This window comes from Pseudomonas sp. UM16 (genome assembly GCF_050312595.1).
GTDB lineage: Bacteria > Pseudomonadota > Gammaproteobacteria > Pseudomonadales > Pseudomonadaceae > Aquipseudomonas.
Genome location: NZ_JBNPJT010000035.1, coordinates 1 through 19,731 on the forward strand (window position 1 = coordinate 1; position 19,731 = coordinate 19,731).

A 19,731-nucleotide genomic window follows, 5' to 3' on the forward strand; every position below is an offset into this window, starting at 1 on the left:
ACTGCTGACCCGGCGAAAGAAGGCGACGCTAACGTCACCTTCCACTTCCAGCTGAGCAACCCGCCACAGGGTACGACCACCCTGACCGTCAACGTCGGTGGCCAGAACCACACCGTGACGGTCGATGCCAAAGGTAAGGGCACCCTATCGGTTCCGAATACCAACGGCGAAGATGCTTACCTCGACGGCTCTAAAGTCACCGCGACTGTGACCGAAGTGAAAGGCGGCAACTACGAAGCCACCAGCGTGGACGGCGCGTCCGCGACCGCTGAAGTCAAAGACACCATTGACACCACCAACATCAGCATCAGCGGCTCAACTTCGGTTGCTGAAGGCGAACTTGCCAACTACACCGTGACGCTGACTAACAAGGCGGAAACTGACGTCACCATCAAGTTGAGCTACACCGGCACAGCCACCGATGGTAAAGACTTCACCGGTGTGACCTACGTGACGATCCCGGCGGGCAGCAGCTCTGCCAATTTCAGTGTGCCGATCCACCGCGACGGTGTCGCCGAAGGCTCCGAAAGCTTCACCGTGAAGATCGATTCGGCCACTGGTGGTAACTTCGAACACTTGGCAGGCGTCGGCAGCGAAGTCACTACCAACATCCAGAGCAACGAAGCTCCAATTGCCGCCGGCGGCGCCGCGACCGGGACCGAAGACAGTGATCTGGTACTGACCTGGGCCAACTTCGGTATCACCGATGCTGACACCCCGGCTGCCAACCTGGGCCTGACCATCACCAAACTGCCCGCTGATGGCGTGTTGCAATACAAGGATGGCAACGCCTGGAAAACCCTGACCGCAAACGATGCAGGCAAGGTCTTCAGCAAAGCCGACATCGATGCCGGAAAACTGAAGTTCGTGCCGGACCACAACGAGTCGGGTATCAATGCCAACGGCGGCAACGGCGTGGGCAACAAAGAAGCCGACTACGCACAGCTCCAGTTCAAGCCAACTGACGGCCAGGGCCTGGGCAATGAGTCGACCGTGAAGATCGATATCACCCCGGTTGCCGACAAACCAGACCTGAACATTGGCAGCAACAATGTGAATTCGGTAGGCCTGGTCAAGGAAACCTGGAACAGCCTTAACGGCCTGGGTACCAACGGTAACGGCATTACCGGTGATGCTTTGAAGAATGTCTTCGATAACGCCGGTAACCCCAACAGCACCTCAATGGTCACCAATGCCCAGTCCAACGGCAGTGTGACCGGCGGCTCGGGCTCGAAGACCTCCGGCCTGATCTACCTGGAAGCCGGTAAGACCTACAGCTTCAGTGGTACAGGTGACGACAGCCTGCTGATCACCATCGGTGGCAAGAATGTGGCATCGGCCACTTGGGGCGCTGGTGGCGGTTTCAGCGGTTCGTTCACGCCGACCAGCAGCGGTTACTACACCCTGGACATCTACCACGCCAACCAGAGCGGTCCGGGCAGCTATGACGTCAACCTGTCGGTCAATGGCAGCACGCCGGTCGACCTGAGCAACAGCAACATCCCGATGTACCCGAGCGTGAGCGATCTGAACAACGCTGGCGTTACTGTCGGCGACTTGCACGGCAGTAACGGCGAAGGTTACTACCAGGGCTACAAGCTCAATGAAGGGGCGGAGAATGGCACGGTCAAGCTGGTGGGTATCTCGACCAATCTGACCGACACCGATGGTTCGGAAAAACTCACCGTCAAACTGGGCGGCATCCCGGAAGGCTCGATCCTCAGCGATGGCGCCGGTCACACCGTGACGGTCGGCAAAGGTGAAATCGATGTCACCGGCTGGAACCTCAACGGCCTGAGCATTAAGCCGCCGGCTTACTACCATGGCCAGTTCGACGTCACCGTCACCTCGACTGCGACCGAAAAAGCCAACAATGACACTGCCTTCAACCAAGGCACAATCAAGGTCACCGTTTACCCGGACACCTACAACACCAGCAACCTGACCGCCGAAAACGACACGAAGGAACTTGGTAGCGGAAACGATATCAACGTTGCCGACGTCAACGGCCTGCATGTGACGCCTGGGCAGGATTACAACCTGGCGTTCATTGTCGATACTTCGGGCAGTATGGGTGACCGCGGTGTAGACGCTGCGAAGAAATCTCTGGAGTCGGTGTTCAAGACCCTGGCCAACAGCGTCAATGGCGCACAGTCCGGCACGGTAAACATTCTACTGGTGGACTTCTCCAATCAAGTCAACACTACCGTCTCGATCAATCTGGCCGACGAGGGTGCGTTGAAGTCGTTGCTAGGGGCACTGGACAAGCTCAGAGCTGGCGGCGGTACCAACTACGAAGATGCGTTCAAAACCACCGCCAACTGGTTCCAGAATCTCGAGAATGCTGGAAGCACTGGTGACAACCAGACGTTCTTCATCACCGACGGTCAGCCAAACGTCTATCAGATTGGCGAACAGCCCGACCCGACGTTCAAGTACTCCAGCTACACCATGGATGCCGAGCTGAGCAGGCTCAATTACAAGCTTGGCGATGTTATCAGCAGAGAAATGGTGGGTAGCAGCAATCGGATCAGCATCAATAAGGATGGTTACCTCACCGCTGAATATCGCTGGGGCAACGAGTGGCGAGTCGACCGCGATGCTTCGGGCGAACTACACGCCCAAGGCGACGGCACCTATGAGTTGTCGTATGAAAGCCAGGGCTGGAATGCCGCCAGTAACTCCAAAGAATCGTTCCTGTTGCTGTCGAAACTCTCGAGCGTCGAAGCGATTGGTCTGAACAACGGCGTCAATGCCAATGACCTGAAGCCATACGACACCGACGGTAAGCCGCAAGCCAACATCGACCCGAGCAAGCTGGCCGAAGCCATTCTTGGCCACACCGAGGCCACCAAGCCGGGCAACGATGCGGTCAGTGGCGGCAATGGCAACGACATCCTGTTCGGTGACCTGGTCAGCTTTGACTCGATTGCCGGCAATGGCGTCGAGGCCATGCAGGCCTATGTCGCGGGCAAGCTGGGTGTACAGCTGGGCGATGTCGATGGCCGAGTGCTGCACCAGTACATCACCGAACACGTCAGCGAGTTCGATGTATCGCGCGCCAATGATGGCGCCGACACCCTGCTGGGCGATGCCGGTAATGACATCATCTTCGGCCAGGGTGGCAACGACTATATCGATGGTGGCAAGGGTAATGACATCCTGCTCGGCGGCGACGGTACCGACACCCTGCTCGGCGGTGCGGGCAATGACATCCTCACCGGTGGTAAAGGTGCCGACACTTTCGTGTGGAAAACCGGCGACACTGGCAAGGATGTGATCAAGGACTTCAAGCCTGCCGAAGGTGACCGTCTGGACCTGAGCGACCTGCTTCAGGGCGAGAAGGCCAGCACCATCGACAACTACCTGAAGATCACCACGGTCAACGGTGAGTCGACGCTGCAGGTCAGCTCCGAAGGCAAGCTCAACGCTACCGGCGGCTTGGCCAATGCCGATGTGACGATCAAGCTCGAAGGCGTCAATTGGGCCAATACCACGATCAACTCGCTGGTATCCGGTGCCGACCCGACCATCAAGATCGACCACTCCAACAGCTGATAGCCCTGGACCGCGGCAGCCCGACAACGGCAGTCGCGGTCAAAGGCTTGGCCTGTAACCTGTTCACATTGCATACTCGCTCGCCAGACCCACAGCCCGGCGCGCTTGGCCTATGCTGCTGATTGCGGTGATGGACTCAACTTGACGAGGGATACCCCATGTTCTACGTGCAACGCGATGCACAGGGCCAGTTGCTGCGGGTAGAGGCCGCCGCCTTCGACGGCTACACAGAGGAACTGCCAGCCGATCATGCCGAGGTTCAGGAGTGGTTCGCCGACGACGTTGTCGAGAACAGCCTCAAGCAGCTCAAGCAGAGCGACCTGGACATGATCCGGGTACTCGAAGACTTGATCGAAGTGCTGACCAGTAAAGGGGTGATCAGCATCACCGACCTGCCGGCCGGTGCCCAGGCCAAGTTGCTCAACCGCTCCAGTGCGCGTGAAGCCCTGGGCGGTTTGAACAACTTGATCGATGAAAGTGACGACAGCGGTCTGATTTGAACCGCAGCGGGCCGCTCTCAGGCCCGCTCAGCCTACCTTAGCGCCAGGGGGCAGGTTCGCCGACCAACCTGCCCTGCACGCCCTGGATGCCCATTTCTCGCAGCACCTTGAGCTCGCCTTCGGTTTCCACTCGCTCGGCAATCAACGGCAGGTCGATGCTGTGCGCAGCACGCTGGATGGCTTCGATGAACAAGCGCTTGTGCCGTTCTTGATCGATCGCGCGGATATAACTGCCGTCGATCTTCAGGTAGGCCAGACCTAAATGAGCTAGGTTGCCGATCATGCTGAAACGCCCACCAAAACGTTGCAGACTCAAGCTGAAACCCAGCGTACGCAAGCGCCGGGTCAGTTGTTCCAGCACGGCCTGGTCAGGCAACTGCTCTTCACCAATTTCCAGGGTCAGGCGCGGCCCCAGCGCCGGGTTCTGGCCAAGTAGCTCATAAACCCGTTGCAGCGCAGCCGGGTCGGCCAGGGTCGCTGCCGACAGGTTCAGGGCCAACACCTCGGTATGGGTCTGCAGGTGCTTGAGCACCTGTTCAAGCATCAGCACATCGAGCCGCGCTGACCAGCCAAACCGCTCCAGCCAAGGCAAGAAGCGGCCAGCAGCAATCGCCTGCCCCTGACTGTCCAACACCCGCGAGATTACCTTGTAGTGCAGTATTTTCTCGGGTGCATCGCTGGCCACTACCGGTTGGAAAAACAGCTGGAAGCGACCTTGCTGCAGCGCCTCATCCAGCAAATGATGCCAGGCATGGTGAGTATCGCCAGCCTGCGGTGCGGTTCCTTGCTCAAGGCAGACCCAGCCCGGTTCAACCTGGCTCTCGGCCCGCGCCAGGGCTTCATCCGCCAGTTTCAGCAAGGCCTGAGGGGCATCGCCAGGGCTGTACGGGGCCATGCCGATGCAGGCCACCGGCGTGACATCGGTGGCGCCGGTGTCGGCCAAGCTCTGCAAGGTCACTTCCAGGGCTTGGGCCAACTGCACCGCTTCCTCATGCACCAGGCCTGGCGCCAGCACGGCGAATTCACCGCCACGGCTGCGGGTAATCAGGTTATTGGTCTCCGGATAGTTGGCGCAGGTGCGCTGCAGTTGCTGGCCGACGGCCTGGAGCAATTGGTCGGTACGTTGACCGCCGAGACGCTGGTTGAGCCCGGCCAGGTCTTTGACCCGCAGCAGCAATAAGTAACCCGGCCGGGCTTCTTCGATATTGCTGACCTGGGCGTTGAGCTGCATTTCGAAATAACGCCGATTGGCCAGGCCTGTGAGGCTGTCCTGATAGGACTCAACCCGCAGCTTTTCACTGCGCTCAGCCTGCTCCTTGAACAGCGCCTTGAGCTTCTCGACCATCTGGTTCATGGCCTGGACCACCCGGCGCAGCTCTGGGGTGCTCGGCAGGTCAGGCAGGCTGAGAAACTCGCGGCGGGCAATGGCGTGAGACTGCGCCACCATGTAGTCCAGCGGCTTGAGCTGCCGACGCAGCAACAACGCGCCGAGCACCGCGCTCAAGGCCCCACACAGTAGCAGCCAGCCCAGGCTGCCCAAGGCGCTCTGCCAGAGCTTGGCCAGGGCGAACATCGGATGGCTGACCACCTCGACCCGTGCGGCCTGCTGCCAGCCTCGGCTGACGATGGCATCGCCACCGGCGGGCTCAAGGCCGATCAGGCCAATGAACCAGCCTGGCACACCGTTGGCGTCAGCTTCGGCATGACGCTCCACCAACACGGCGTTGGAACCAAGGTCGATGACTTTGATGCTGGAGTAATAACCACTGTCGAAAATCGAACTGACCATCAGCTCAACCATCGCCGGGTCATCGATGTTCGGCGTCAGCGACAGTGCCAAGGCGGTAGCCGCATCCTGGGCGTGCGAGCGCAGCTGGTTTACATATTGGCTACGTGAACTCTCCAGACTGACCATGAAGCTGCCGCTGAAGGCGACCACCAGGAACAGGCAGATGGCGAGCAGCAATTGTTTGAACAGTGACATCTGTGCTCCTTTAGTAAACCGGTTCGGCCGGGAAACCTTCGGCCTGCATCTTTTTCAGTAGATCCTGCCAGCGCGACAAGCGTTTGGTGTCGCCGACCTTCTTGTTCCCCGCAGCGCCGGTCAGCCATAGGCCTTCACCGTTGAAGGAGTAAACCGGCAGCAGGTCGGTACGCTCGCTGGCGGGCTTGATCGCGTCCATCAGGCTATCGAGCACCAGTGGCATGGCATTGGGGCTCGAATAGTAGGTCAGGACCATGTGCGCTCGGTTCTGGCGTAGCGCCTTAACGTAGGTGATGCGCAGTTTTTCCGCCGGCACGCCCATGCGCCTGAGGCTGAAGTACTTGGCGATAGCATAGTCTTCGCAGTCACCCTGCCCTTTGATCAGCGCCTGTATCGGCGTTGCCCAGTAATCGACCTCGCGCCACAGGTCGATATCCTCGACATAGCGCAATTGGTGATTGAAGAACTGGTTGACCCGTTTGAGCTGCTCGGTTTCGCTGCCCTGCTTTTGCGTCGTCAGCAAGTTCTGCCAGGCATCGATACGGCCTTGCCCTGCTCCCAAAGGCCCATACAGGGAGTGGGCGCGGCGGCTAATCTGGGAAAAATCCCAATCGGCGTGCAGGCTGCCCAGCAACAGGCAGCCGAGCACCACGGCAAGGCCCAGCCGGCGCATGGTCAAGTGAACAGCCCAACGTATCGCCAATGCAGAAACCTGCCCAGCCCTAGAGAAAAACACTGATGGTGCGGCCTTGCCCAGGAAAAAACAATGGCACCGTGCAATCACTGCTTGATTAGCTCCCACGCTTCCGGGAAGTGCTCATGGCCAGTACGTCGGCTCAGCTTCCCTTGAAGAAAAACTTCATTCACGATAGCAACTACCGTCACGCCCGCAGCTAGCCTGCACAATCAGCACCTGCAGCGGTGCGGTTTGACAAGCACTCAGCCACTGGCTAGGGTGATTGGATCCAATCATCAGAACATTTCGACATTAAGGACAGAGTAAAGCGTGGCCGAAAAATCCAGATCTTTGAGCGAAATACTGGGCAGCGAACAAGTACCGCCGCACCTGGCTCGTAGTGTGATTGAAGAGCGGTTGCGCAGCGCTATCCTCGATGGTCGCCTTGCACCTGGCCGGGCGCTGCGACAACAAGAGTTGGCGACGCTGTTTGGGGTCAGCCGCATGCCGGTGCGTGAAGCGCTGCGTCAGCTTGAAGCGCAATCATTGCTGCAAGTGGTGGCACACAAGGGCGCCGTGGTAGCGCCTTTGATTGGTGAAGATGCGGTGGACACCTATGCGCTGCGGGTGATTCTGGAATCAGAAGCGTTGCGCCAGTCGATCCCACTGCTCGATGCCGATGACATTGCCCTCGCCCGCGGCTATATCAAGCAATTGGAAAAAGAAACCCGGCATGCTGAAATCGGTCGTCTGAACCGTCTGTTCCACATGAGCCTGTACCATAAGGCCTCGAACAAGAAGCTGTTGCGCCTGATTGAAATCGAGCTCAACGAAGAGGAGCGCTTCCTGCGCTTTCACTTGTCCTCGATGGGCCTGGGTAAACTGACTCAAGACGATCACAACGGCCTGGTTGATGCCGCCAACGACAAATCCGTCGAAGACGCCATCAGCATTCTCGAACGCCATCTGAACACCGCAGCAACAGCCATTAAGGCTTACCTGATCACTCGAGCGGCAGAATAATTCCGCGCCCCAGTGGCGTAGCAATCCAGCCGATCATTTGTATCAATCTATAACAGCCTCCTGCCGTTTTGCGCGCGCTGCTCCGCAGTGACGGCGCGCGCGCCCTTAATACCCTCCGCCTTCTGAACACAGCCATGGCAGCGTGTGCATTTTCGGCACACTCTAGTTCGCGCAGCGACCGCTGATCGTCCTCGGACGGGCCAGGTCAGCTGCCTATCCAGAACCTGCAGAAGGAGCTCAGCGCCGGGTAAGGACCGAAATCGATCAGTTGCCCACAGAGATAATGCCCTGATACTTCCGTCCCTCAGTAGTACTCCGAGTGAGGCATTCACTCATCGTATGTTTATTCTGACTGTTTATTGTCGGAAGGAGTACTCACACGCCAATGAAACATTCAAAAGATGTTTTATCGGAGCAACTTATTTCAAAAATAATTAACCCGTAAATATAATTAAAACAAGTATTGCCAGCCCCCTGGAAGTTGTTCTAACTTTTAAACGCCAGCCACCCATGAGCCATTCACCGCTCGCGCAGCCCCTATAGACTCCGCAACCCACGGGTTCTGGTGCATTAACCAAAGCGCTTTATCGACTTTGCAATCGAGGCATTTGCTCGCCCCGAAAAGATAACGTTCTTTGCCGGCTATCGAATTCGAGCACTATTAATCGCTGATGAGGGAACATGATGAGCACCTACAAAACAACACTCGCGGAGCACAAAGAGAAACTTGCCCGCCACCCTATATTTGCTGAAATCGATTCACTACCGGTACTTCAGCGCTTTATGGAAACCCATGTATTTGCCGTCTGGGATTTCATGTCACTGACCAAGCGCCTGCAACAGGAGCTAACCTGCGTTCACCTGCCCTGGCTGCCACCAGAAGACCCGCAAGCCGCGCGTCTGATCAATGAAATTGTGCTGGGCGAAGAGTCGGATGATCGCCTCGATCACGGCCACTACAGCCACTTCGAACTCTATCTGGATGCTATGCGCGAAGTCGGCGCCAGCACCCGCACCATTGAGCACTTCGTCCACCTACAGCGCCAAGGCATCGGTTACGCCAGCGCCTTGCAACAAGCCAAGGCCAGTGAAGCCGCCAGCCAGTTTGTCTGCGACACCCTGGACATCGCCCTCAATGCCCAGGCACACAGCGTCGCTGCTGCGTTCCTGCATGGGCGCGAAAGTGTCATTCCGAGGATGTTCCAGCGCATTCTTGATGACTGGGGCATCACCGGTGAACAGGCGCCCACCTTCCGCTACTACCTGCAACGTCACATCGAAGTTGATTCCGAAGACCACGGCCCGGCCGCCGAAGAATTGCTCGCGCGCCTGGTTAACCAGGACCCACAACGTGAGCAGCAAGTCTATGAAGCCGCGATTGCTGCGGTGCAGAGCCGTATCGCCCTGTGGGATCGGCTGCGCGTGTCGATGCGCAGCGGCCAAGTCGAGGTCAGCGCATGAACGCCACCGACTACCAATCGTTTGCCGAAACCTGGGAGAACCGGGCCACCATCCGTACCCGTCCGCGGCGCTTGGTCGAAGATGACCAGCGTCTGATCTATCCACTGAGCCGCCAGCCGCTGGTGCTGGCGCAGACGTTCGAGCGTGAGTGTCCGCAGTTGCGCGACTTTGCCTTGGTGCAAAGCCTGTACAAGTTCATTAATGACGTGGTGATTTTCGAGACCGAGATCGTCGACCGCACCGCGCGCAGAATCGCCAAGAATCGCTTCGCCATTCGCTTCCCGTTCGCCTGCCGCTACGACGCCATGACCGTGGTGGTTGACGAGGACTACCACGCCTTGGTGGCGATGGATTTCATGCAGCAAACCATCGCGCTGAGCGGTATTGAACCGATCAGCCTGCCAGCGGAGATCGAGCTCAGCCGCGCGATTCCAGCAGCCCTGGCGTTGGCACCAGAGCACTTGCGCGACGCACTGGAGCTGATTTGTGTCGGCATTGCCGAAAATACCCTGACCGACGATGTCGCCGCCTTCGCCCGTGACGACACGGTCAAACCGTCAGTGAAAGGTCTGATGGCTGATCATCTGCTTGATGAAGGGCGTCATTCAGCATTCTGGGCGCGGCTGACACGTATTTACTGGCAAAGCGCTTCGCAGGACGACCGCCAATGTCTCGCTGCGATTCTCCCGGTATTCCTCGATCAGTACCTGACCAACGATATCCAGAAAGCCTTCGACTTCGAACTGATCGCGCAACTGCCAGTCGCCCCCCACGTGCACCAGGCACTACGCGAGGAGGTCATGGACATGGCCTATCCGATCCATAGCCAGCATCCACTGCTGAGCAACATCCTGCGCTTTTTTCGAAGCAGTTCGATGCTCGACTCGCCTTGCGTACAGCATGCACTGGCGCACTACCTGCCCCAGGCAAGGAGCGCGCTATGAGACGTCTCGACATCCTGATGATCGGCGCAACGCCGGCGCTGACACTGCTGAGTCAGGCGATTGAGGAGCATGGCCACGCGGTCATTCAGGTGAGCTCTGCCCAAGCCTTGGCGCTGCACTCGCTTAACAAGCCGCACCTGGTGATCGACGATGGCAGTATCACCCTCGACGCAGCGCAATGGAATGTGTTGCAGGATTGCACGCTTCTGAGCCTGCGTCTGGGTGTCTACCAACAGCCAAACAATGACCTGCCCGCAATAGAGCTGTTGTGTTGGGCTGGCAGCTGCACTGCGCAACAGCTGATCGGGCGCCAACAAGTGGCGCCAGTCCTGTCGGGCAATGGCCAGCAATTGCGTCGGCAAACAATCGACGCCCTGCAGGAGATGCTTGCTCTACAGGTCGGTCGTTTCGCACGTAATGCGGATTATTTGCTCGAGCTTTCGGCGATCAATCCGGGCCAGCATGACCATGAGCAAAACCTTGGCTGGCTTGAACAACTGGCGTTTGTTCATCGCTTCAACCAAACGCATTACCCCGAGCTGCTGCGTCAAGCCGACATGCCGTTGATCGAACGCCTGGACCAGAGCCTGCGCCGTTACGCGCACAATCCTGCGTTGAACCTGAACGGCCAGCGTATGGACTTTCACCAGTTACACGCTCAAGCCGTTGCCATCCAGCAACAGTTGCTAGCACTGTTATCTGCGACCGTAAACCCCATGCGACCCGTTGTAGTCGGTGTCTGCATCGGTAAATCACCCGCGCTCTATGCCAGTCTGCTAGCGGTGCTGGGCTGTGACGCGGTTTATCTACCGCTGGACCCGAGCCAGCCAGCACAACGGCTGCGCCAGATTCTCGCTGATGCCCGAGCCTGTGTACTGCTGCACGACGGGCAGTTCGAATATGACGATCCAAACCTGACGACGCTGGACGTGCGCCAAGTGCCTGCCGTGGAGCACGTCCCGCTGCCGGCATTGATGTTGCGACGCCCAGGCATGGAGTCCCCATGTGTGGCTATCTACACCTCGGGCACCACCGGCCAACCCAAAGGCGTTCTGTTAAGCCAGCGCAACCTTAGCCATTTTCAGGCGTGGTACAGCGCACACGTGCAGCTGTCACAGCATTGTCGGGTTCTGCAGTTCTCGACCATCGGCTTTGACGCCTCACTGCTGGATATCCTACCAACCTGGATCTGTGGCGCCGAGTTGGTGGTACCCAACGAGGACCAACGCCGCGATCCACAACAACTGCTCACGCTGATTCGCCAACAGCGGGTCAGCCACGCCTTCCTGCCACCTGCACTGTTGAGCATTCTGCCGCTTGAGCAGGGTTTGAGCCTGACTCACTTGATCACCGGCGGCGACGTGTGCGAGCCAGCGGTGATCGCTCAACTGGCTGAACAGTGTCAATTGCACAACATCTATGGCCCCACGGAAACCAGCGTGCTGGCAACCACCCGGGTCTTCCTGGGGGGCGACAACCCGCGCAACCTGGGGCATCCGATCGCCAACACACAGGTATTGATCCTCGATCAAGACTTGCAGCCAGTCGCTGAGCAACAACCCGGCGAACTGTACATCGACGGTCCCGGCGTAGGCCTGGGGTACCTGAACAATCCCCAGCTCAGTGATGAGCGCTTTGTACAAATGACCTTGGCTGACGGCAGCCATCGGCGCCTATACCGCACGGGTGACATTGGCAAATGGACCGCTGATGGCATCGAGTTGTGTGGTCGCCTGGACAATCAGGTGAAGATCCGCGGCTTTCGCGTCGAACCGGAAGAAATCGAACATTGCTTGCGCGCCAGTGGATGGTTCCGCCAGTTGGCCGTGGTCATAGATGAACAGCGTCGAATCCTCGTCTTTGCCGCACACCCCACCAGTGAGAACGCTGAGCAAGGCTTGCGTGAGCATGCCGCGCAAAATCTGCCCGACTACATGCGCCCGGTTTTCTATCGATGCATGGCGCACATGCCCTACACCGCAAACGGCAAGATCGACCGTCAATCGCTGCTGCAACTGCCGCTGGAGCTGGCGCAGAGCAACCGGCGCCGCGTTCCGGTCAATGTGATCGAGAGACGGCTGCTGAGTATATGGAGCACGCTTCTGGAGCTGCCGGAACAAGACATTTCCACCGATGACAGCTTCTTCAATCTGGGTGGACACTCCATCTTGTTGTCTCGGCTGCTGTTGAGTGTCCGTGAACAATTCGGCCGCGGTATCCCCATCAACCGCTTCATCGAAATGCCAACCCTGTGTCGTCTGGCGCAATTGGTTGGCGGCGAGGCCAACCCTGCAGGCGAAGTCGATCCGCAGGCTGAGCGTGATTGCTGGCGTGAGCTGGGGCTGACGATTCAGCCCTTGGCGCAACTGGGCGATGTGCACAAAGTAATCGTCACCGGCGCCAACAGTTTTCTCGGTGTTCACCTGGTCGAAGCCTTGCTGGCATGGGGCGCCAGCGAAGTGGCATGCCTGGTTCGGCGCAATGCCCAACAGTCGGCCCGCGAACGCTTTTATCAGGCGCTGGAGGAAAACCAGCTAGATGCCATGGACCTGGAGCGGGTGAAGGTCTTCGACGCCGACCTGCGCCTGCCGCAACTGGGCCTGAGCGATACCGACTACGACTACCTCGACAGCCACTACGGCGCATTGCTGCACAATGCTGCGCAGGTCAATCACGTGCTGGACTACCAGGCCTTGGCCGCTGACAACGTCGAACCGCTGTTCGAATGCCTGCGCTTGTGTGAGGGCCGGCGCAAGAAAATCTTCAATTTCATTTCAACCTTGTCCGCCTGCAGTGCCATCGACAGTGACGGCTTGGTACTTGAGCAGGGGCCAGTGCAAACCCCACCCGTCTACCTGCGCAACGGCTACAACCTGAGCAAGTGGGTCGGCGAGCGCATCCTGCAGCGCGCCCGCGACGAAGGCGTGTGGGTCAATATCTATCGCCCGGGCAATATCAGTTTCAACAGCCATACCGGCGTCTGCCAACCGCAGCGCAATCGCCTGATGCTGATGCTCAAAGGCTCGCTGCAGCTAGGCCAGGTTCCGGCCCTGGAGCTGAACTTCGACCTCATGCCGGTGGACTTCCTCGCCCGCTTCATTGCCTTCCACAGCAGTCGCTATCAGGTCACACAGTCGGTGTTCAACCTGCACAACCCTGAGCCGCTGAGCTGGCGCCGCTATGTCTCGGCATTTCGCGACAACGCCTGGCCGTTCGAACTGGTCAGTGTCGAGCATTGGCAGCGCCAATTGCAGCGAGTCGATCGCGATAACGCCTTGTTCGACGTGCTGGGGTTCTACCTGGACGGCTTTGAAGAAGACATCGGCGATATCTCCAACATTCAGCACGACAACGCTCGTGCTGGCGTCGAGCGCATGGGCGCGAGCTATCCGGCCAAGACCCCGGAGCTGCTGCAGCGCGGTCGCCAGTACCTCCACGAAATTGAATTTCTCTGAATCCTTAACCCACGCAGGAGATCCACAGCATGCAAACACTTCAACCCGACACCTTGATTAATAACCCCGACGGCTGCCAAGTGGTTGCCAGCGTCAAGATTGCCGCAGACGCGGCCAGTGTCTGGAGTATCGTCGGTAACTTTGCCGGTTTTCCGCTGTTCATTCCGGCGCTTTCCCACATCGAAATGACCGGGAGCGGCGTTCGCTCAGTGCGCAAAAAGTTGTTCAAGGACGGCAATGTGGTCATCGAACAACTCAACGCTCGCGATGAGCAGGCTATGTACATGACCTGGAGCCTGATCTACACCAGCTTGAACATCGGTAACCTGTGGGCAGCCATGCAGGTCGAGGCGCTGGACCAACACCAGGCTCGCGCTACCTGGACCATCCGGGCTGAACCGTACACCGGCGGTGACGCGGCGCTACCTGGATTTCAGGCATTTCTCCAGGGATTTGCCGATGATGCAATGAACAACGTGCACAACCTGCTCGAGTAAATCGGCCATCGGCACCGTGCCCGCTCCTGCAATGCCTGTTGGAGCGGGCTTGACCGGCGGCGCGTTGCATGCCAACAATGCGACTAATTATCATTTGTGCCCCCCCCTCCAGCAGCGCGCCTACATGCCTTCTCACGAGTCCATGCATTCGCTTTACAGTCATCACCACAGCTGGCTGAATACTTGGCTGCGTAGCAAACTGGGCAATGCCGCTGATGCCGCTGACCTCGCCCAGGACACCTTTGTACGCCTGCTACAGCGCCGCGAACAGCTGGAGCTGAATACACCGCGGGCGTTCTTGCGCACCATCGCCAGGGGTCTGGTGATTGATCACTGGCGCCGTGAAGAACTGCACCGGGCCTATCTTGAAGCGCTGGCACATTTGCCAGAGGCTGAGATGCCTTCTCTGGAAACCCGTGAACTGTTGCTGGAGTTGCTCGAACGCATCGCACAGATGCTCGATGGTCTCAAGCCCAAAGTGCGACGCGCCTTTCTGCTGGCCCAATGCGAAGGGCTGACACATAAGGAGATCGCCGAACAGATGGGCATCTCGCTACGTTCGGTTGAACGTTATGTGGCTGATGCGCTGTACCACTGCTACCTGCTGCGCTACGCGTCACAGGAGTAGCCCGGTATGAGTGCCCTCAATCCTGGCCCACGGGCGGTCAAGCAAGCTATCCATTGGATGCTCAAGCTGCGCGAAAGCGGCAATAGCCCGCAGTTACTGCAACAGTGCGAGCACTGGCGTGGCGCCAAGCAGGAACATGAACTGGCTTGGCAACGGGTGCAATCCCTGCATCAGGACCTCAACCTGCGCGCTGTCCCCGGTGCTGGCATAGCCTTGCAGACTTTGGAGAACAGCAGCCAGCGTCTGCAACGACGCCAAGCCCTGAAGCTGCTCAGCGGGGTACTGGTGATCGGCTCAGCCACATGGTTGGGCAAGGACCTGCAGGCACTCAACAATTGGACCTCAGACTTTGTCAGCACTACCGGTGAACATCGTCGCTTCTCTCTGCCCGACGGGTCGGTGCTGCACCTGAATACCGATAGTGCTGCCGACCTGGCTTTTGACAGCAAGCAACGCCTGATTCGTCTCAAGCGCGGTGAGATGCTGTTGAGCTGCGCCAATGACACCGCCTATGCGCCTGCTCGCCCCTTGCTGGTGCACACCCGCCACGCCCTGCTGGAAGGATTCGACGGGCGTTTTGTGGTGCGCCAAGATGCAGACTGCACGCGGATCAGCGTCATCCAGGGTAGTGTCGCCCTTCATACCCCCGGTGTACTTCAGTGGATCAGCGCTGGGCAGACACTGCGGGTTGATGCCCAGGGTTTCAGCTTGCTCCCACAGCAGGACATGGACGCTGCGGCCTGGACCGAAGGCTTGATTGTCACACGTGACATGCGTCTGGCTGACTTCGTCGCCGAGGTAAGTCGTTATCGCCATGGCTATCTGAGCTGCGCCGACGAGGTCGCCAATCTGCGCCTGTCTGGCGTGTTCCGCCTCGAGGACACTGACAAGCTGCTGCAACTTTTGCCGCAGACCTTGCCAGTCAAGATCAGCTACCGCACCCGCTTTTGGGTTCGCCTGGAACGCCTGGCCTGATTCCATATAATTTTTTTGGCGGGTTTTTCTCACGAGTCCGGCTAGGAAAGTAAGCGACTCCTACAGCCCTTATCGACTCAACGGAAGTTTTCATGCGCAATGCTTCGCCCTTGCTACGGGCCAACCACAAGAATGATATTCAACCCGTCTTAGATTCTGCTTTGCGTAAAAGTTTACGCCAAGCCATCCGTGCCGCTGTGCTCGGCACTGCGCTGGGCGTTACTGCCCTGCCAACCTTGGCGCTGGCCGAGCAGGCCAGCAGCGTCAGCCAGCAGTACAGCATCCCGGCGGGTTCGCTCAACGAAGTCCTCAACCGGTTCGCCCGTCAGGCCGGTATCACCCTGTCGAGCACCCCTCAGTTGACCGAAGGCCTGCAATCACCTGGCCTGCAGGGCAACTACAGCGCCGACCAGGGGTTGCGTCAGTTGCTCAATGGTTCCGGGCTCGAGGCCAGCAGCCAGGATGGCAGCAGCTATGTGCTGCACGTGCAAGCCCAGGATACCGCCCTCTCTCTGCCGAGCACCGAAGTGCGCGAGTTCGCCTTGGGTAACGCACTGGGCAGCATGGAAGGTTACAACGCCACCCACAGCCAGGTCGCCACCAAAACCAGCGCAGCGATCTTGGAAACCTCCCAGTCGGTTTCGGTGGTCACCCGCCAGCAAATGGATGACCAAGGCTCGCAGACCGTGGCCCAGACCATGCGCTACACCCCAGGTGTGTTGACCAACCCCTACGGCGCGACGCATCGCTATGACTATGTTGCAATGCGTGGCTTCAACGATGGCTCTGTGGATAACATCTACCTGGACGGCCTCAAGTCCATGGGCGACAGCGGCACCTACAGCACCATGCAGGTCGACCCGTACTTCCTCGAGCGGGTAGATATCCTCAAAGGGCCATCGTCAGTTCTTTATGGCCGTAGTTCGCCGGGTGGTCTGGTCGCCCTGACCAGCAAGAAGCCCTTGTATGAGGCCTATCACCAGCTTCAGGCGACTGTCGGTACCCAAGGCCAACGCGGCATGGGTTTCGACTTCAGCGGGCCGCTGGATGAAGATAAGCGCGTTGCCTACCGCCTTATTGGTCTGGCTGACCAGTCCGACACCCAGTTCGACCACAACGAAGAAAAGCGCTTCGCCCTGGCACCAACGTTGAGCATCAACTTCAGCGAAGACACCTCGTTGACCCTGCAAGCCTATCTGCAACATGACCCGGATGGCGGCTACCATGGTGGTGTACCGGCCAATGGTGCGCTGCACCAACGCAATGGCCAGCGCATTTCCGATCACTTCTTCGAAGGCGAGCCGGACATCGACCGCTATGAGCGAGACCAGCAGTCGTTCGGTTACCAGTTCGAGCACCGCTTCAATGATGTTTTCACCGCTCGACAGAACTTCCGCTACCTGGACTCGACCGTAAAGATGGATCAAGTCTATGCCTGGGGCTGGACTACACCGACCAGCAACGATCTGAACCGCTACTACACCGGCGGTGATGAAAAGCTGCATGCATACATCGTCGACAATATGCTGCAGGCGGAATACTTCACTGGCAGTGCCAAGCACACTACCCTGCTGGGTCTGGACTACCAACGGCGCAAGACCGTGGTCGACTGGCGCAGCGGTGCCCTGGCGCCGATCAATGCCTTCGACCCGCAGTACGGTAACTCAGAAATCACCTACTTCGATCCCACCAGCTACCTACGTCGCTTGCAGCAGACCGGCGTATACCTGCAGGACCTGATCGAACTGGATCAATGGCGTTTCTCACTGGGCCTGCGTCAGGACTGGGTAAAAACCTCGGATGAAAACCGCATTGCCGAGGCCAATCGACCGCTGGGCACTAAGATCAGTGACGACCGCACCAAGCTGACTGGGCGTGCCGGTGTGCTCTATCTGTTCGAAAACGGCATTGCGCCGTACATCAGCTACTCGGAATCGTTCAACCCCAACTCCTATGCCGATCAGAACGGTAATCCATTGGCGCCGACCGAGGGCACCCAGTGGGAAGCCGGTATCAAATACCAGCCGCCGGGCACCGACGACTTGTTCACCGCCTCCGTGTTTCGCATCGAGCAGGAAAACCTGGCGTCGAAATTACCGCAGGAAGAGTTCTATCGGCCTGTAGGTCAGGTGCGCTCGCAGGGCGTGGAGTTAGAAGCGCATGTGCAGCTCACCAACAACCTGAAAGTACTTGGCAGCTACACCTTCACCGACATCGAATACTCCAAATCCATGCCCAGCACCCTGTTCGGCAGCGACCTCGACAACAAGGGCAACTCGCCAACCCAGGCGCCACGCAACATGGCTTCACTGTGGGCTGACTACAACTTCCGTCAGGGAGCGCTCGACGGCCTGCGCCTGGGCGGCGGTGTACGTTATGTAGGCTACAGCTGGGTCGATGCGGAAAACACTATGAAGGTGCCTTCCTACACCCTGTTCGATGCTTCCGTCGGCTATGACCTGGGCAAGGTCGGCCTCAACGGTGCGGATGTACGGCTCAATGCCAACAACCTGACCAACGAAAGCTACATCGCTTCCTGTGCCAGCCTGAACTACTGCTACATGGGCGAAGAGCGCAATGTCAGTGCCACGGTTAGCTACCAGTTCTGACCTCATGACATGAACCACAAAGCCAGCACCTGATTCCAGGCGCTGGCTTTGTCGCCTCTGGCGAGTTTAATTCGGACTTTCGATCATGCGTCATTTCTACGTTTTGCTGCATCGCTACGTGGGCCTGATTACGGCCCTGTTCCTGGCCATGGCCGGCCTTACCGGCAGCGTACTTGCCTTTCATCACGAACTGGATGAATGGCTCAACCCCTCTTTCTATGAAGCCCCTGGCGTAGGTGCTCGTCAGCAGCCTGGTGCGCTTGTGGATAAGTTGCAGGCCGAACATCCGCGCCTGCAGATCTGGTACATGGAGTATCCCAATGAATCAGGACATTCGGCATTGTTGGCGGCCGTGCCGCGCAACGATCCCAGCAGTGGCAAGCCTTATGAGGAGAAGAACACGGTGTTCTACCTCGACCCAGTCAGTGGCCAGACCCTTGGTCAGCGTTACTGGGGCGACTGCTGCTTCTCACGCGAGAACTTCATGCCGTTCATGCTCGAGCTGCATTACAGCCTGACGCTGCCTGGCAACTGGGGGATCCTGTTGATGGGAGTGGTAGCGATTCTCTGGGTCGTCGATTGTTTGATTGCGGTGCTGCTGACCTTACCTCGTGGCCGACCGTTCTGGCGCAAGTGGTCGACAGCCTGGAAGATCAAAGGTGGGCATGCCTATCGGCTGAACATGGATATCCACAGGGCGGGTGGCTTGTGGCTGTGGTTACTGCTGACGCCGGTGGCAATCAGTAGCGTGGCCATGAACCTGCCCGCTCAGGTGTTCAAGCCAACGGTATCGTTGTTCTCGCCGGTAGCACCAAGCGTCTATGAGGCCCGTGGCACCCTGCCAAAGGAGCAACTGGGGCAGACACTGCTCAGCTATCAACAGGCTTATCTGCTGGCTCAGCAGGAGGGCCAGCGCCTGGGACTGACGGCGCCGATCGGAGAGCTGTACTACAGCTTCGAGTACAACTTCTACGGTGCAGGATTCGGTCAGCATGATACTGATGCCCAGGGTAAATCGTGGTTATTCTTCCACGGTTCCGACGGGCATCTACTGGGTAAGGAGATTGCCGGACAGGGTACGCTAGGGGAACGCTTCTATCGCCTGCAGCTACCGATACATGGCGGTCGCATTATCGGGGTGGCAGGTCAGGTGTTGATTGCAGTACTGGGGATAATGATTGCGGTGCTTTCGTTGACCGGGGTGTACATCTGGTGGCGCAAGTTGCAGGCGCGGCGAAGTGGTAAGGCACGCAAGCTGGCTTAGTGCTTTGCCAGTTTCCACAAACCGCAGCCCCTGGAAAGACAAAACCCCTGTCTGCAGCGCAGACAGGGGTTCTGGAATTGAATCTTGACGATGACCTACTCTCACATGGGGAAACCCCACACTACCATCGGCGATGCATCGTTTCACTGCTGAGTTC

General features: G+C 58.4%; 13 protein-coding genes and 1 rRNA gene. 11 read left to right on the forward strand and 3 right to left on the reverse strand.

Annotated features, from left to right (window positions below; genetic code table 11):
* Together ACQRAX_RS25130 and ACQRAX_RS25135 are read left to right on the forward strand one after the other, a co-directional pair.
* Positions 1 to 3,558, forward strand: a 3,558-nt coding sequence (locus tag ACQRAX_RS25130) for an immunoglobulin-like domain-containing protein (RefSeq protein ID WP_427867765.1), incomplete at its 5' end; no start/stop codon positions are given.
* Positions 3,559 to 3,716: 158 nt separating this feature from the next.
* Positions 3,717 to 4,058 (forward strand): tryptophan synthase subunit beta, encoded by a 342-nt coding sequence (locus tag ACQRAX_RS25135; RefSeq protein ID WP_412041600.1) that lies wholly within the window; start codon positions 3,717 to 3,719, stop codon positions 4,056 to 4,058.
* 37 nt (positions 4,059 to 4,095) lie between these two features.
* Here the strand turns inward: ACQRAX_RS25135 and lapD are convergent, their stop codons facing one another.
* Positions 4,096 to 6,042 carry a cyclic di-GMP receptor LapD gene (gene lapD, locus ACQRAX_RS25140; RefSeq protein WP_412041599.1) on the reverse strand — a complete coding sequence of 649 codons (1,947 nt, stop codon included), beginning with the start codon at positions 6,040 to 6,042 and terminating at the stop codon, positions 4,096 to 4,098.
* 10 nt (positions 6,043 to 6,052) lie between these two features.
* The gene (gene lapG / locus ACQRAX_RS25145; protein WP_412041602.1) at positions 6,053 to 6,715 is read right to left on the reverse strand and encodes a cysteine protease LapG; all 663 of its coding nucleotides are present in this window, start codon (positions 6,713 to 6,715) and stop codon (positions 6,053 to 6,055) included.
* Between the two features lie 333 nt (positions 6,716 to 7,048).
* On the opposite strand from lapG, the gene ACQRAX_RS25150 reads away from it, so the two are divergent.
* From ACQRAX_RS25150 to ACQRAX_RS25190, 9 genes are all read left to right on the forward strand, one after another.
* Positions 7,049 to 7,741 carry a GntR family transcriptional regulator gene (locus ACQRAX_RS25150; protein ID WP_412041598.1) on the forward strand — a complete coding sequence of 231 codons (693 nt, stop codon included), beginning with the start codon at positions 7,049 to 7,051 and terminating at the stop codon, positions 7,739 to 7,741.
* Between the two features lie 684 nt (positions 7,742 to 8,425).
* Complete coding sequence (locus ACQRAX_RS25155) at positions 8,426 to 9,202, forward strand: DUF3050 domain-containing protein (RefSeq protein WP_412041597.1); 777 nt, start codon at positions 8,426 to 8,428, stop codon at positions 9,200 to 9,202.
* Positions 9,199 to 10,146 (forward strand): diiron oxygenase, encoded by a 948-nt coding sequence (locus ACQRAX_RS25160; RefSeq protein WP_412041596.1) that lies wholly within the window; start codon positions 9,199 to 9,201, stop codon positions 10,144 to 10,146. Before ACQRAX_RS25155 ends, ACQRAX_RS25160 begins: the two co-directional genes overlap by 4 nt.
* Positions 10,143 to 13,601, forward strand: coding sequence for an amino acid adenylation domain-containing protein (locus ACQRAX_RS25165; protein ID WP_412041595.1), 3,459 nt, complete (start codon positions 10,143 to 10,145; stop codon positions 13,599 to 13,601). The genes ACQRAX_RS25160 and ACQRAX_RS25165 overlap by 4 nt, the downstream gene beginning before the upstream one ends.
* Before the next feature lie 29 nt (positions 13,602 to 13,630).
* Positions 13,631 to 14,098 (forward strand): SRPBCC family protein, encoded by a 468-nt coding sequence (locus ACQRAX_RS25170; RefSeq protein WP_412041594.1) that lies wholly within the window; start codon positions 13,631 to 13,633, stop codon positions 14,096 to 14,098.
* Positions 14,099 to 14,222: 124 nt separating this feature from the next.
* Positions 14,223 to 14,726 (forward strand): sigma-70 family RNA polymerase sigma factor, encoded by a 504-nt coding sequence (locus tag ACQRAX_RS25175; protein ID WP_412041593.1) that lies wholly within the window; start codon positions 14,223 to 14,225, stop codon positions 14,724 to 14,726.
* Between the two features lie 6 nt (positions 14,727 to 14,732).
* Positions 14,733 to 15,701, forward strand: a complete 969-nt coding sequence (locus tag ACQRAX_RS25180; protein WP_412041592.1) for a FecR domain-containing protein — start codon at positions 14,733 to 14,735, stop codon at positions 15,699 to 15,701.
* A 92-nt stretch (positions 15,702 to 15,793) separates the two neighbouring features.
* Positions 15,794 to 18,310 carry a TonB-dependent siderophore receptor gene (locus ACQRAX_RS25185; protein ID WP_412041591.1) on the forward strand — a complete coding sequence of 839 codons (2,517 nt, stop codon included), beginning with the start codon at positions 15,794 to 15,796 and terminating at the stop codon, positions 18,308 to 18,310.
* Between the two features lie 85 nt (positions 18,311 to 18,395).
* Entirely contained in the window at positions 18,396 to 19,574 is a 1,179-nt protein-coding gene (locus ACQRAX_RS25190) for a PepSY-associated TM helix domain-containing protein (protein ID WP_412041590.1), read from the forward strand.
* 82 nt (positions 19,575 to 19,656) lie between these two features.
* On the opposite strand, the gene rrf is transcribed toward ACQRAX_RS25190, so the two are convergent.
* Positions 19,657 to 19,731 (reverse strand): 5S ribosomal RNA (rrf, locus tag ACQRAX_RS25195); the annotation flags it as partial.

Coding starts and splice junctions, on each gene's coding strand:
- ACQRAX_RS25135 (WP_412041600.1), top strand. CDS start 3,717: ATGTTCTACGTGCAACGCGATGCACAGGGCCAGTTGCTGCGGGTAGAG.
- lapD (WP_412041599.1), bottom strand. CDS start 6,042: ATGTCACTGTTCAAACAATTGCTGCTCGCCATCTGCCTGTTCCTGGTG.
- lapG (WP_412041602.1), bottom strand. CDS start 6,715: ATGCGCCGGCTGGGCCTTGCCGTGGTGCTCGGCTGCCTGTTGCTGGGC.
- ACQRAX_RS25155 (WP_412041597.1), top strand. CDS start 8,426: ATGAGCACCTACAAAACAACACTCGCGGAGCACAAAGAGAAACTTGCC.
- ACQRAX_RS25160 (WP_412041596.1), top strand. CDS start 9,199: ATGAACGCCACCGACTACCAATCGTTTGCCGAAACCTGGGAGAACCGG.
- ACQRAX_RS25165 (WP_412041595.1), top strand. CDS start 10,143: ATGAGACGTCTCGACATCCTGATGATCGGCGCAACGCCGGCGCTGACA.
- ACQRAX_RS25170 (WP_412041594.1), top strand. CDS start 13,631: ATGCAAACACTTCAACCCGACACCTTGATTAATAACCCCGACGGCTGC.
- ACQRAX_RS25175 (WP_412041593.1), top strand. CDS start 14,223: ATGCCTTCTCACGAGTCCATGCATTCGCTTTACAGTCATCACCACAGC.
- ACQRAX_RS25180 (WP_412041592.1), top strand. CDS start 14,733: ATGAGTGCCCTCAATCCTGGCCCACGGGCGGTCAAGCAAGCTATCCAT.
- ACQRAX_RS25185 (WP_412041591.1), top strand. CDS start 15,794: ATGCGCAATGCTTCGCCCTTGCTACGGGCCAACCACAAGAATGATATT.
- ACQRAX_RS25190 (WP_412041590.1), top strand. CDS start 18,396: ATGCGTCATTTCTACGTTTTGCTGCATCGCTACGTGGGCCTGATTACG.